This window comes from Chlamydiota bacterium (assembly GCA_016178055.1).
Lineage (GTDB): Bacteria > Auribacterota > JACPWU01 > JACPWU01 > JACPWU01 > JACOUC01.
Map to the genome: position 1 here is coordinate 1 of JACOUC010000064.1, position 11,051 is coordinate 11,051.

22 protein-coding genes are annotated in these 11,051 nt (G+C 41.3%); all 22 read left to right on the forward strand.

Annotation, left to right across the window (positions count from 1 at the left end):
- A partial coding sequence (locus HYS07_09310) for a hypothetical protein (protein ID MBI1871375.1) occupies positions 1 to 113 on the forward strand: 113 nt, incomplete at its 5' end.
- A 135-nt stretch (positions 114 to 248) separates the two neighbouring features.
- Positions 249 to 554: a 30S ribosomal protein S10 gene (gene rpsJ, locus HYS07_09315; protein ID MBI1871376.1), complete on the forward strand. Its 306-nt coding sequence runs from the start codon at positions 249 to 251 to the stop codon at positions 552 to 554.
- A 220-nt stretch (positions 555 to 774) separates the two neighbouring features.
- Complete coding sequence (gene rplC / locus HYS07_09320; protein MBI1871377.1) at positions 775 to 1,410, forward strand: 50S ribosomal protein L3; 636 nt, start codon at positions 775 to 777, stop codon at positions 1,408 to 1,410.
- Positions 1,411 to 1,493: 83 nt separating this feature from the next.
- Entirely contained in the window at positions 1,494 to 2,126 is a 633-nt protein-coding gene (rplD, locus tag HYS07_09325) for a 50S ribosomal protein L4 (GenBank protein ID MBI1871378.1), read from the forward strand.
- Positions 2,123 to 2,404: a 50S ribosomal protein L23 gene (gene rplW / locus HYS07_09330; protein ID MBI1871379.1), complete on the forward strand. Its 282-nt coding sequence runs from the start codon at positions 2,123 to 2,125 to the stop codon at positions 2,402 to 2,404. Before rplD ends, rplW begins: the two co-directional genes overlap by 4 nt.
- 67 nt (positions 2,405 to 2,471) lie before the next feature.
- Positions 2,472 to 3,296, forward strand: coding sequence for a 50S ribosomal protein L2 (gene rplB, locus HYS07_09335; GenBank protein MBI1871380.1), 825 nt, complete (start codon positions 2,472 to 2,474; stop codon positions 3,294 to 3,296).
- A 10-nt stretch (positions 3,297 to 3,306) separates the two neighbouring features.
- Complete coding sequence (gene rpsS, locus HYS07_09340) at positions 3,307 to 3,591, forward strand: 30S ribosomal protein S19 (protein ID MBI1871381.1); 285 nt, start codon at positions 3,307 to 3,309, stop codon at positions 3,589 to 3,591.
- A 101-nt stretch (positions 3,592 to 3,692) separates the two neighbouring features.
- On the forward strand, positions 3,693 to 4,028 hold the full coding sequence (gene rplV / locus HYS07_09345) for a 50S ribosomal protein L22 (protein ID MBI1871382.1): 336 nt from the start codon (positions 3,693 to 3,695) through the stop codon (positions 4,026 to 4,028).
- A 79-nt stretch (positions 4,029 to 4,107) separates the two neighbouring features.
- Positions 4,108 to 4,863 (forward strand): 30S ribosomal protein S3, encoded by a 756-nt coding sequence (gene rpsC / locus HYS07_09350; protein ID MBI1871383.1) that lies wholly within the window; start codon positions 4,108 to 4,110, stop codon positions 4,861 to 4,863.
- Positions 4,847 to 5,263 (forward strand): 50S ribosomal protein L16, encoded by a 417-nt coding sequence (gene rplP / locus HYS07_09355; GenBank protein MBI1871384.1) that lies wholly within the window; start codon positions 4,847 to 4,849, stop codon positions 5,261 to 5,263. The genes rpsC and rplP overlap by 17 nt, the downstream gene beginning before the upstream one ends.
- 72 nt (positions 5,264 to 5,335) lie before the next feature.
- Positions 5,336 to 5,533 (forward strand): 50S ribosomal protein L29, encoded by a 198-nt coding sequence (gene rpmC, locus HYS07_09360; GenBank protein ID MBI1871385.1) that lies wholly within the window; start codon positions 5,336 to 5,338, stop codon positions 5,531 to 5,533.
- Position 5,534: 1 nt separating this feature from the next.
- Positions 5,535 to 5,816, forward strand: a complete 282-nt coding sequence (rpsQ, locus tag HYS07_09365; protein MBI1871386.1) for a 30S ribosomal protein S17 — start codon at positions 5,535 to 5,537, stop codon at positions 5,814 to 5,816.
- Positions 5,817 to 5,863: 47 nt separating this feature from the next.
- Positions 5,864 to 6,232, forward strand: coding sequence for a 50S ribosomal protein L14 (gene rplN / locus HYS07_09370; protein ID MBI1871387.1), 369 nt, complete (start codon positions 5,864 to 5,866; stop codon positions 6,230 to 6,232).
- A 32-nt stretch (positions 6,233 to 6,264) separates the two neighbouring features.
- Positions 6,265 to 6,600: a 50S ribosomal protein L24 gene (locus tag HYS07_09375; GenBank protein MBI1871388.1), complete on the forward strand. Its 336-nt coding sequence runs from the start codon at positions 6,265 to 6,267 to the stop codon at positions 6,598 to 6,600.
- A gap of 2 nt (positions 6,601 to 6,602) precedes the next feature.
- Positions 6,603 to 7,145: a 50S ribosomal protein L5 gene (gene rplE, locus HYS07_09380; GenBank protein ID MBI1871389.1), complete on the forward strand. Its 543-nt coding sequence runs from the start codon at positions 6,603 to 6,605 to the stop codon at positions 7,143 to 7,145.
- A 31-nt stretch (positions 7,146 to 7,176) separates the two neighbouring features.
- The gene (locus HYS07_09385; GenBank protein MBI1871390.1) at positions 7,177 to 7,362 is read left to right on the forward strand and encodes a type Z 30S ribosomal protein S14; all 186 of its coding nucleotides are present in this window, start codon (positions 7,177 to 7,179) and stop codon (positions 7,360 to 7,362) included.
- A gap of 155 nt (positions 7,363 to 7,517) precedes the next feature.
- A complete protein-coding gene (gene rpsH / locus HYS07_09390) occupies positions 7,518 to 7,916 on the forward strand; it encodes a 30S ribosomal protein S8 (protein MBI1871391.1) in 399 nt (132 codons plus the stop codon).
- A 118-nt stretch (positions 7,917 to 8,034) separates the two neighbouring features.
- Entirely contained in the window at positions 8,035 to 8,574 is a 540-nt protein-coding gene (rplF, locus tag HYS07_09395; GenBank protein ID MBI1871392.1) for a 50S ribosomal protein L6, read from the forward strand.
- Positions 8,575 to 8,720: 146 nt separating this feature from the next.
- Positions 8,721 to 9,089 (forward strand): 50S ribosomal protein L18, encoded by a 369-nt coding sequence (locus HYS07_09400; GenBank protein ID MBI1871393.1) that lies wholly within the window; start codon positions 8,721 to 8,723, stop codon positions 9,087 to 9,089.
- Between the two features lie 216 nt (positions 9,090 to 9,305).
- Positions 9,306 to 9,758, forward strand: coding sequence for a 30S ribosomal protein S5 (gene rpsE, locus HYS07_09405; GenBank protein ID MBI1871394.1), 453 nt, complete (start codon positions 9,306 to 9,308; stop codon positions 9,756 to 9,758).
- The gene (gene rplO / locus HYS07_09410; GenBank protein MBI1871395.1) at positions 9,755 to 10,210 is read left to right on the forward strand and encodes a 50S ribosomal protein L15; all 456 of its coding nucleotides are present in this window, start codon (positions 9,755 to 9,757) and stop codon (positions 10,208 to 10,210) included. The genes rpsE and rplO overlap by 4 nt, the downstream gene beginning before the upstream one ends.
- A gap of 44 nt (positions 10,211 to 10,254) precedes the next feature.
- The coding region (locus HYS07_09415) for a hypothetical protein (GenBank protein ID MBI1871396.1) at positions 10,255 to 11,051 on the forward strand (797 nt) is incomplete at its 3' end.

The window sequence follows — 11,051 nt, forward strand, 5'->3', positions numbered from 1 at the left end:
CCATGGAAGTAGAATTAATCTGTCCAATTGCGATGGAAAAGGGAGTAAAGTTTGCGATCAGAGAAGGTGGAAAAACGATTGGTGCAGGAAGAGTTGCTGAAATTATTAAATGATAAAGATGGCTAGAGGCTCGAGGCTGGAGGCTCGAAGCAAAAGCAAAACAAGGCAAAATAAAAGCAAAGAATTTCAAGAGATAGAAATCAGTCATTGGCGACTATCTTTTATAGTTGAAAGGTTAAGGGTTCAGCATGTCACAGAGAATAAGAATTAAGCTGAGAGGATATGATCAACGGGTTCTCGATCAATCTACAGGAGATATTGTAGATACAGCCAAGAGAACGGGAGCGACAGTTCGAGGTCCGATTCCTTTGCCCACGAATATTGGACGGTATACGGTTTTGAGGTCTCCCCATGTCGATAAAAAGTCTCGGGAACAGTTCGAGATCCGAACTCATAAAAGGCTTTTAGATATTCTGGATCCAACAGCAAAGACCATTGATGAATTGCGCAGGTTAAATTTGCCGGCCGGGGTTGATATTAATATTAAAGCTTAAAAAAAGTCAGTTAGTTTTAGAAAAGAAAATACTTGAATCAGATATTGAAATAGCGTATTCTTTTTGCCCACACAAGTAGTTCTTCGATTACTCCCTTTCGTAGGGATTCTTTCGTAGGGATTATGGTGTTTCTGCTTGGGGTTTAAGGCTTAAGCGGAATACTCTGATGGGTCCGAACAAGCAGTGGCGAAAAGAATTTCTTAACAGGTGTGAGATAGATATGAATACAATTTTAGGAAGAAAAATTGGAATGACTCGTATTTTTAGTGAAAAGGGAGATGAGATTCCAGTCTCAGTGATTGAGGCAGGCCCTTGTCAAGTCACTCAAGTTAAAACTTTAAAGACAGACTCCTATGGGGCCATTCAAGTTGGGTATGAGCCTATTAAAGAAAGTCATGCAAAAAAAACCCTTTTAGGGCATTTAAAAAAAGCAGGAACGGTCCCTTTTCGTTGGCTGAAAGAAATTAAAATTGAAGATGAAGTAGCTCTAGGTCAGTGCAAATTGGGCCAGGAAATTCGTGTTGATATTTTTAAGCCGGGCGATCATGTGGATGTTATTGGGTTCACAAAGGGAAGAGGTTTTCAGGGTGTGGTAAAGCGGCACGGATTTCGTGGACTTCGGGCTACGCACGGTAACAATGAATACTTTCGTCGGCCGGGTTCTATTGGAACCAATACCTTTGGGTCAAATACCAAGCGAGGTAAAAGATTTCCAGGTCACTATGGAAATGAAAGACAAACCATTTTAAGCATGAAAGTGATTAGGGTGGATTTTGAGGAGAATCTCCTTTTGCTTCGGGGAGGGGTTCCAGGGGCTAAGGGAGGACTTTTATTTATTAGAAAATCAACCCGATGAATGGAGCGAGACCTTTTTGAGAGGTCTCTATAAAGTAAATATTTTTTACGGATATTTAAAAATTTGATTTAAGGGGTTGAGAGATGGCAAGTTTAGCGGTTTTAAATTGTGAAGGAAAAAAGATTGGAGAAAAAGAAATCCAAGAGGATTTTCTTAAAGCAAAGACCAGCCAGCATGCTATGAAGGCGGCAGTGGTTGCTTATCTGGCTCATCGCCGCCAGGGGAACGCTTCTACCAAGACGCGGGCTGAGGTGAGTGGGTCAGGACGAAAGCCTTGGAAGCAAAAAGGAACAGGAAGAGCTCGAGCAGGGGAGCGGACTTCACCGGTTTGGAGGGGAGGCGGAGTTGTTTTTGGTCCGAGGCCTCACGAGTATCGTTATCAATTGAATAAAAAGGTTGCTCGGTTAGCTCGGGAGTCTGCCTTGCGTGTACGATTTAAAGAGGGAAAGGTATGGATTGTGAGGGATTTTCAAGTTGAAAATCCAAAAACAAAGTTGGCCGCACAAATTCTAAAAAATTTAAAAATAGTTCGTAAAACCCTTATCGTTGTTGAAACCATAACATCCAATCTTAAGTTAGCTTTTCGAAACTTAGAAAGTGTCAGTCTTGTGCCTGTAACGGGCTTAAATGCTTATGAAGTTCTGACCCATCAGAATATTGTTTTTTCTGAAGGTGCATTTGAAAAATTCTTTAGCCGTGGAGAGGAAAATTCATGAAAGCACCCTCTGAAATTATTTTAGAACCGCTGATCAGTGAAAAGGGTACGGAGCTACTTCAGAAAGAAAATAAAGTCCTTTTTAAAGTTCATATGAATTCGAACAAAATTGATGTTCGTCACGCCATAGAGCAAATTTATTCTGTAAAAGTTCTTCAAGTGAATACGGTTAAAGTAAAAGGAAAACCAAAACGCGTTCGTTACCATATGGGACGAACTTCAAATTGGAAAAAGGCGATTGTTACACTCAAAGAGGGAGAAAAAATAGATTTTGCATGATTGAGTTGTCTGCGCGTAGAACGAAGCAGATTGGACTTTTTCAGCGAACCGTTAGTTAGGGAAAAATATGGCTCTTAAAACTTATAATCCAGTAACTCCAACACGACGTTTCACCACAGGTTATACCTTTGAAGAAATTACAAAGGATCGTCCTGAGAAAAATCTTGTTGAGCGCTTAGGCAGGACCGGAGGTCGGAATTCTCAAGGTCGGTTGACCATGCGACATCGAGGGGGAGGTTACCGAAAAGTTTATAGAATCATTGATTTTAAGAGAGAAAAATTTAATATCCCCGCTCGTGTTGTGTCGATTGAATATGATCCTAATCGTTCGTGTCGGATTGCGCTTCTTTCCTATGCGGATGGAGAAAAAAGATATATTTTGGCTCCTCTTGGATTAAAAGTAAACGATGTTCTGGTTACATCGGATACGGCTGAGCCTAAAATTGGAAATTGTATGAAGTTGTCTCAAATTCCATTAGGAACTTTTTTGCATAATATCGAACTTGTTCCTGGAAAAGGTGGACAGCTTGTTCGAAGCGCTGGTTCTTCGGCCCAGTTAATGGCCAGGGAGGCGAACTTTGCTCACGTGAGGCTTCCTTCAAAAGAGATTCGGTTGGTTAGAGTTGAATGTCGGGCGACCCTTGGACAGCTGAGTAATCCTGATCATATGAATATTTCTTTGGGAAAAGCGGGTCGCATGCGTTGGAAGGGGCGGCGTTCTATTGTTCGGGGTGTTGCAATGAATCCTGTGGATCATCCATTAGGAGGTGGAGAAGGAAAAGCGAATGGAGGTCGACAGCACTGCAGTCCTTGGGGTTTAATTGATGGAACTAAAACAAGAAAGAGGAGCAAGGCATCCAGTAAATATATTTTAGAAAGAAGAAAAAAGTAAAGGTTAGAAAATGCCAAGATCATTAAAAAAAGGTCCATTTGTAGAAGCAAAATTGTTAGAACGCGTTGAGAGAATGAATCGTTCTGGGGAAAGAAGGCCTGTAAAAACATGGTCACGGCGCTCAATGATTGTTCCAGATTTTGTGGGCCATAGTTTTTCAGTTTATAATGGTAGAAAGTTTATTACTGTTTTTGTTTCTGAAAATATGGTGGGCCATTATTTAGGAGAGTTTTCTCCAACGAGAACATTTAGAGCTCATGGGGCGCATACGGAAAAGACGACAGCCAAAAAATAAAAGTTCAAAGTTTAAAGTGACACAAAGTGTCATCCTGAGCGATAGCGAAGGATCTCATAATCAAGTTCAAGGTTCAAAGAGAAAAAATAAGAGAAAAATTTATGGAAGCGAAAGCGGTGACAAGGTTTGTTAGAATTTCTCCTGTGAAGGCAAGATTGATTGCAGATCAAATTAGGAATAAGTCAATTGCCGAGGCGCTTAACATTGTTAATTTCTGTCCTCAAAAAGCAGGGGATGTGGTTGGAAAAACTTTAAAGTCTGCTTTAGCAAATGCGCAAGTGAAAGAAGGGGTTAATATTGATGCTTTGAAAGTGACCCGCGTTTTTGTTGATGGAGGTCCCTTTTGGAAGCGATTTATGCCTCGAGCGATGGGAAGGGCAACTCGGATTCGGAAAAGATTGAGCCATGTGACAGTGGTTCTTTCAGATCAAAATTAATTTTTCATTCTAAGAAACTGCTTATTAAACTAAGAAACTGCTTATTAAAAAGTAGATTTTGTTTTAAGAAAGGGAAAACATGGGTCAAAAGGTAAATCCAATCGCCTTTCGTTTAGGGATTAATCAAGATTGGCGTTCTCGTTGGTTTAGTGCGAAAAAGGATTATTCTAAACTTCTTAACGAAGATTTGAAAATTCGCGATTTCGTCAAAGAGAAGCTTTTTTATTCGGGAGTCTCAAAAATTGAAATTGAACGTGTCGGTTCACGATTACGCATTATTATTCACACAGCTCGTCCTGGGCTTGTGATTGGGCGTAAGGGAACGGAAATTGATCGATTAAAGGAAGAAGTGGCAGATCTTACGGAAAGCGAAGTTTTTGTTGATATTGTGGAGGTCAAAAGGGCTGAAATAGAAGCCCAGTTGATTGCTGAAAATATTGCGCTTCAGCTTCTACGGAGAGTTTCGTTTAGAAGAGCCATGAAGAAGGCGGTTCAGGGTGCGATGAATGGGGGTGCGAAGGGAATCAAAATTTGTTGTTCAGGGAGATTGGGTGGAGCAGAAATTGCGAGAAGAGAAACCTATAAAGAAGGAAGTGTTCCTCTTCATACCCTTCGGGCTTTGATTGATTATGGTTTCAGTGAATCAAAAACCAGCTATGGTTTAATTGGGGTTAAAGTGTGGGTTTTTAAAGGTCAGGAACTTGTGAAGTCTTCTTTGGATTCCTCGAATCAAAAGATTGAGACTGTCAAGGAAATAAGCACAGGGTCTACTTCCTCCGAAACTTCTAAATCGTCTGATATTAAGCAGGAGTCAACACATGCCACTGATGCCTAGTCGTGTTAAATTTAGAAAAATGCATAAAGGATGTCGTTCTGGAAAGGCTTCGAGGGCGACTCGGCTGAGCTTTGGCGAATATGGTCTTCAGAGTTTAGATCGAGGTTGGATTACCAATATTCAGCTTGAAGCGATTCGTGTTGCCATCGCTCGGCATATGAAAAGAAAAGGGAAAATTTGGCTTCGCCTTTTCCCGGATAAACCCATTACAAAGAAGCCGGCAGAAACCCGTATGGGAAAAGGAAAAGGTCCACCGTCTGGTTGGGTGATCGTGGTGAGACCTGGAAATGTTCTTCTAGAAATTGAAGGTGTTACAGAGTCGATTGCTAAGGAGGCGCTTCGGTTGGCGGCTTATAAGCTTCCTCTAAAAACTCGGTTTATTGTGAGGCAGCATGTTTGAAATTTCAAATTTGAAATTTGAAATTTGAGAGTAGAGTGGGTTTATTCACAATGTGGGGTCTTGGAGTAAAGAATGAAGGCAAAAGAAATCAGAGATTTAACGAAAGATGAAGCGGGTCTAAAGCTTCGTGAGCTTGGGGATTCTCTTTATAAATTGAGAACACAAGGTCAAATGGGTCAGCTTGAAAATCCGGGCAAGATTCGCCAAACGAAAAAAGATATTGCTCGTATTAAAACGATTTTAAAGGAAGAAGAAAATAAAGGTGCTTGATATGGATTCAACAAGGTCGAGTCGTAAAGAAAAGGTAGGTGTTGTGATTAGCGATCGAATGAATAAGACGATCGTTGTTGAAGTTGAACGTACCTATCCTCATTTACTTTACGGAAAAGTCATTCGCACGGTGAAAAAATTTTACGTTCACGATGAGAAAAAAGAAGCTCGAATGGGTGATAAAGTTGCTATCGTTGAGACCCGTCCGATCAGTAAATTGAAAAGGTGGAGATTAGAGAAGGTATTTCAAAAACAAGCGTTGGGTACACCCTCAGGCGTTTAAGGCGTATTGTTTGTTGGCTCAAGAATTTTTAAGGAGTTCGTGAAGCGATGATTCAACTAAGAACGAGACTAGAAATTGCTGATAACAGTGGCGCAAAAAAAGCGGCCTGCATTAAGGTTTTGGGCGGAACACGCCGGCGCTCGGCTTCTTTGGGGGATGTGGTTGTTGTTTCTGTTAAAGAGGCGATTCCAGAGGGAATGGTTAAAAAGGGGGAAGTGGTTAAAGGCGTGGTCGTGAGAACCAAGCGCGAAGTTCGCCGTATCGATGGCTCTTTTATTCGATTTGATTCCAATGCAATTGTTTTGATTGATAATCAAATGAATCCAAGGGGGACAAGAATCTTTGGGCCGGTGGCCCGAGAACTCCGTGAGAAAAATTTTATGAAAATTATTTCTTTGGCTCCCGAAGTGCTTTAAAAATAAAATTTAAAATTAGAAATGAACTTTGAATGAAAACAGAAACCGTTCGAATTAAAACTTATTTAAAGAAAAGTGATACCGTTTACGCTTTGGCAGGGAAAGATAGAGGAAAAAAAGGAAAGATTCTTCAAGTCCTTCATGAAAAAAATCGTGCAATTGTAGAGGGTCTTCATTTTATAAAGCGACATATGAGACCGACTCAGGCGAATCCCCAGGGAGGGATGGTTCAAAAAGAGGCCTCAGTTCATATTTCTAATCTAGCTCTTTTTTGTTCTCATTGTGATCGTCCTGTGAAGGTAGGTTTTAAAATATCTGAAAATTTTGAAAAGCAAAGAGTTTGTAGAAAGTGCGGAGAAGGAATCTAAATATGAGTCGATTATTAAAAAGATATCAAGAAGCAATTGTGCCAGAGCTTTCAAAAAAATTAGCGATAAAAAATCGTCTTCGTATTCCTCGATTGTTAAAGATTGTTGTGAATATGGGTGTTGCTGAAGCGATTAAAGATTTCGCTCTTTTGGAATCCCATGTCAGTGAATTGGGGCTGATCACGGGTCAGAAGGCCGTTGTGACCCGATCAAAAAAGAGTATTGCAGGTTTTAAATTGAGGGAGGGAGATCCTGTGGGATGTAAGGTCACCCTTCGAGGAAAGAACATGTATGAATTTCTTAATCGTTTTGTGAGTGTTGTTCTTCCAAGAATTAGGGATTTTAAAGGTCTTTCTCAAAAATCATTTGATGGTCGAGGAAATTACAGTGTGGGTCTTACAGAGCAGGTTGTGTTTCCTGAAATTGAGTTAGATAAGATTAAGCAAATTCAAGGGATGGACTTAACGTTTGTAACAACGGCAAGCTCGGATGAAGAGGCGAAAGAGTTGCTCAACGCGTTAGGAATTCCTTTTAGACAAAAATAGACCCTTGATAACTCATAACTGAAGGCTGGGTATGGCAAAAACATGTTTAATGGTAAAGCAGCAAAGAACACCGAAATTTAAGGTCAGGTATTATAATCGGTGTAAGCATTGCGGGAGGAGAAGGGCCTATTTGAGAAGATTTGGAATTTGTAGAGTCTGTTTTAGAAAATATGCCTCTCAAGGCATGATCCCAGGAGTTACCAAGGCGAGTTGGTGATGGGATAGTTGTGAGTGGTGAGTAAACGAACGACAGGTAGAGGCTCGAAGCAAAAGCAAAAAAAGAAGAAGTATTTACCTCGAGCCTCGAGCTTCGAGCAATGAAGTGACAAACGACAAAAGACAAGCGACGGACAAGTAAATAAGGTTAAAAAAATGAGCATGTCAGATCCTATTTCAGATTTAGTAACGCGTATTCGCAATGCGAGTTCGGCGAAAAAAGAATATGTGGATGTTCCTGCTTCTTCTTTCAAAGAGGATATTCTCAAAGTTTTGAAGAAAGAAGGTTTTATTCAAGATTATAAAAAAGCGGAAGAGAGCGGCCATCCTTGGTTGAGGGTTTATCTCAAGTTTACCCAGAGTGGAGAGAAAGTCATACAAGGAATCGAGCGGGTGAGTCTCCCTGGGAGAAGAGTTTATGCGGATGTTGCGGATATTCCTAGGGTTCAGGGAGGAATGGGAGTTGCTATTTTGTCAACTTCTCAAGGGGTGATCACGGGCCAAAAAGCTAAATCTTTAAATACCGGCGGCGAAGTTCTTTGTAAGGTTTGGTAATACGAATTACTAAGGAGGCTAAATCCCATTATACATGGCAATAGCCAAACTCTCCTTAGTACTGTCAGAATTTATGAATAAAAATCAATGTACTGACTTGTAAAGGGGAGCAAAGAAAATGTCACGAATAGGTCGTAAGGAAGTTTTGATTCCTTCAGGGGTTCAAGTTGCTTCAGAGGGGAATCTTTTGAAGGTCAAGGGCCCCAAGGGAGAGTTGGCTCAGAGTTTTCCAGATGAAATTAATGTTCAACTGGAATCGGGTAAGAGTGTGCTTTTTGGTATAAAAACAGAAACGAAATCTTCAAAGGCCTTGCATGGATTATCAAGAAGTTTATGTTTTAATATGATGGAAGGGGTTACAAAAGGTTTTTCAAAGTCTCTTGAAATTCAGGGAGTCGGGTTTCGGGCAAAAATTGAAGGAAAAAATCTTGTTTTAGCATTGGGTTTTACCCATTCCGTTGAATACCCTATTCCTGCGGGGATTAAAATTGATGTAGAAGAGCAGGTTCGTATGAAGATTTCAGGAGTTGATAAGCAATTGGTGGGGCAGGTTGCTGCAGAGATTAGAAGGTTTCTCCCCCCAGAACCCTATAAGGGAAAAGGGATTCGATATGCGGGTGAACACGTAAAGAAGAAAGCTGGGAAGACGGTTGCATAATTTTGATCCATGATCGAAAGTTTCTTCATGTCAAACCTCTCAAAATAAAAGCAGGTCATAAGTGGCGCATATTTTTTAGATAAATTTCTACCTTAATTTTGATTTTTGATGTTTGGTTTTTGATTTTTTAAAGAGGACAAGTGATTATGATTGTTAAGAATGTTCGTGAAATTTATCGTAGGAACCGTCATATCAGAATTAGGCGTAAGGTGATGGGAACGCCTGAGCGGCCTCGGTTGGCTGTTTTTAGAAGTGGTAAGCATATGTATGCTCAACTCATTAATGATTTAGAAGGGCGGACACTGCTTTCCTTTTCAACACTTTCAAAGGTGGTTAAAGAAAAGGTAAAGTCAGGGGCAAACGTAAAAGCGGCAGAACTTTTGGGTGGAATTCTTGCTGAAGAGGCTAAACGTAAAGAGATTACAAAAATTGTTTTTGATCGTGGGGGTTATCTCTATCATGGTCGCGTAAAAGCCTTGGCGGAAGCGGCAAGAAAAGGCGGTCTTGTATTTTGATGGGAGGTTGTAGGTAGTCCACAGTCGACAGTCGATGGTCAACAGCCTTAAAGGAACCATTTATTTCTATGGACTGTGGACCGTGGACTATGGACTGATTTTCGTAATTATTTTAAAGGGAGGAATTTTGTGGAAGGCGATGAAGTAATTCAAAAAAAAGAAGTCGTAAAGGAAGAAGGATTTCTCCAAAAAGATAAGAAAGTTTCTTCCGAAAATATTGAAAAGGTCGTTTATATTAATCGCTGCGCCAAGGTGGTTAAAGGTGGCCGGCGCTTTAGTTTTAGCGCTTTGGTGGTGGTCGGAAATGGAAATGGCAGAGTCGGTTTTGGTTTGGGGAAGGCCAATGAAGTTTCGGATGCCATTCGTAAAGGGACCGATTACGCCAAAAGATCAATGAAGACGGTTTGTTTGAGAGGGACAACCATTCCCCATGAAGTGACAGGTAAATTTGATGGAGGAAGGGTTTTTCTAAAGCCAGCCACTCAAGGGACAGGAGTGATTGCGGGAGGCGGTGTTCGCCCTGTTTTAGAAGCGGCAGGAGTCAAGGATGTTCTTGCAAAATCGCTTGGGTCTTCTAATGCAATTAATGTGGTTAGAGCAACCATGAAGTGCTTGGAATCACTTCGTGATTTAGCCATGATTAGAGCGATTCGAAGGAGTGAAGTATGAAGTTAGCAGAAATTTTAAGTGTCAATGACTCACGTAAAAAGATGAAAAGAGTTGGACGGGGTCCAGGCTCGGGTCATGGAAAAACAAGTTGCAGAGGGCAAAAAGGACAAAAGGCCCGCTCAGGTCATGGTGCGAGGATTCGCCCTGGTTTTGAAGGAGGTCAAATGCCTCTTTATCGACGACTTCCCAAGCGGGGTTTTGTGAGTGCTGATAAAACCGAGTGGTCTATTGTGAATGTGGGTCAGCTGAATATATTTGGGGAGGGGACTGTTGTGACCCCTCAGCTTTTAGAGTCAAAAGGTTTGGTTAAGAATGTGAGGGATGGAGTGAAGGTGTTAGGCGAGGGAGAATTAAAAATTCCATTATCTCTTCAAGTGCATGCCGTAAGTCAAAGTGCTCGAGAAAAGATTGAAAAAGTTAAGGGCAAAGTCGAACTCCTTTCAAATAAGTAAGTGAGCGGTAAATAGTTTTGATGATTGAATCAACGGGGATGTAGATGAACCAACCTTCTTTGCAACACATCAGAGGAATTTTTTGGGGAATCGTAAGTGGAATGCTTTTTTTGACATTGCTTACAGGAAACCCAGAAGCAAAAATAGAAGCAAAGTCAGAAGTCAAAGCAATAGCAAAAGCAGAACCAGAGCTAGAACTAAAAAGTTTAGGTTTGAAATCTTCCATCCAAATCACAACACTTGCTGCCACCCCAAACCCATGTAACCCAACCATAAACCCCGTAAAAATCACCGGAACCATTTCAACGACGAATGCGAAGCCTAAGAAAAAGGGAGAGCGGGAAGAAAAAATTAAATGGATAGGATACGTTGTTAAGAGCGAAGAAGCACGAGGGATGAGGGACGAGGGACAAAGCACGAGGGACGAAGGACGAAGCACGAAGGACGAGAGACGAAGGACGAGGAACGAAGGACGAGGGACGAAAGAAGACGAACTAATTGACCTAGCCCAAAACTTAGAAATGGACGACATTGAAAGGGAGCTTTCGTCTCCCTATCCCCGTGAAAATGGCGAGAAGAAAGATGAGGGAATTATCTTCTCTCCCTCTCCCCGCCAGAGCGGGGAGAGGTTAGGTGAGGGGTCCCTTAAGAAGATTAATAAAGCTAACATCCTGTATATCGTCAAAGGCGAAGGAACCTCGATCAACTTCACCTGGAACGGAAAAGACAGGAACGGAGTAGAACAATCCGAAGGAAGTTATATTGCTGGGGTCATAGCCAAAGGAAATGGATCCCACACGAAAAAAGAAATCACCCTCACCATTGATACCACATCTCCTCA

Excerpts from the sequence above, each read along its gene's own strand:
- rplB (MBI1871380.1), top strand. The coding sequence starts at position 2,472 with ATGGCTCTTAAAACTTATAATCCAGTAACTCCAACACGACGTTTCACC.
- rplF (MBI1871392.1), top strand. The coding sequence starts at position 8,035 with ATGTCACGAATAGGTCGTAAGGAAGTTTTGATTCCTTCAGGGGTTCAA.
- rpsC (MBI1871383.1), top strand. The coding sequence starts at position 4,108 with ATGGGTCAAAAGGTAAATCCAATCGCCTTTCGTTTAGGGATTAATCAA.
- rplP (MBI1871384.1), top strand. The coding sequence starts at position 4,847 with ATGCCACTGATGCCTAGTCGTGTTAAATTTAGAAAAATGCATAAAGGA.
- rplO (MBI1871395.1), top strand. The coding sequence starts at position 9,755 with ATGAAGTTAGCAGAAATTTTAAGTGTCAATGACTCACGTAAAAAGATG.
- rplV (MBI1871382.1), top strand. The coding sequence starts at position 3,693 with ATGGAAGCGAAAGCGGTGACAAGGTTTGTTAGAATTTCTCCTGTGAAG.
- rpsH (MBI1871391.1), top strand. The coding sequence starts at position 7,518 with ATGAGCATGTCAGATCCTATTTCAGATTTAGTAACGCGTATTCGCAAT.
- rplC (MBI1871377.1), top strand. The coding sequence starts at position 775 with ATGAATACAATTTTAGGAAGAAAAATTGGAATGACTCGTATTTTTAGT.
- rpsJ (MBI1871376.1), top strand. The coding sequence starts at position 249 with ATGTCACAGAGAATAAGAATTAAGCTGAGAGGATATGATCAACGGGTT.
- HYS07_09385 (MBI1871390.1), top strand. The coding sequence starts at position 7,177 with ATGGCAAAAACATGTTTAATGGTAAAGCAGCAAAGAACACCGAAATTT.
- rplW (MBI1871379.1), top strand. The coding sequence starts at position 2,123 with ATGAAAGCACCCTCTGAAATTATTTTAGAACCGCTGATCAGTGAAAAG.
- HYS07_09375 (MBI1871388.1), top strand. The coding sequence starts at position 6,265 with ATGAAAACAGAAACCGTTCGAATTAAAACTTATTTAAAGAAAAGTGAT.
- HYS07_09400 (MBI1871393.1), top strand. The coding sequence starts at position 8,721 with ATGATTGTTAAGAATGTTCGTGAAATTTATCGTAGGAACCGTCATATC.
- rplD (MBI1871378.1), top strand. The coding sequence starts at position 1,494 with ATGGCAAGTTTAGCGGTTTTAAATTGTGAAGGAAAAAAGATTGGAGAA.
- rplE (MBI1871389.1), top strand. The coding sequence starts at position 6,603 with ATGAGTCGATTATTAAAAAGATATCAAGAAGCAATTGTGCCAGAGCTT.
- rpmC (MBI1871385.1), top strand. The coding sequence starts at position 5,336 with ATGAAGGCAAAAGAAATCAGAGATTTAACGAAAGATGAAGCGGGTCTA.
- rplN (MBI1871387.1), top strand. The coding sequence starts at position 5,864 with ATGATTCAACTAAGAACGAGACTAGAAATTGCTGATAACAGTGGCGCA.
- rpsS (MBI1871381.1), top strand. The coding sequence starts at position 3,307 with ATGCCAAGATCATTAAAAAAAGGTCCATTTGTAGAAGCAAAATTGTTA.
- rpsQ (MBI1871386.1), top strand. The coding sequence starts at position 5,535 with ATGGATTCAACAAGGTCGAGTCGTAAAGAAAAGGTAGGTGTTGTGATT.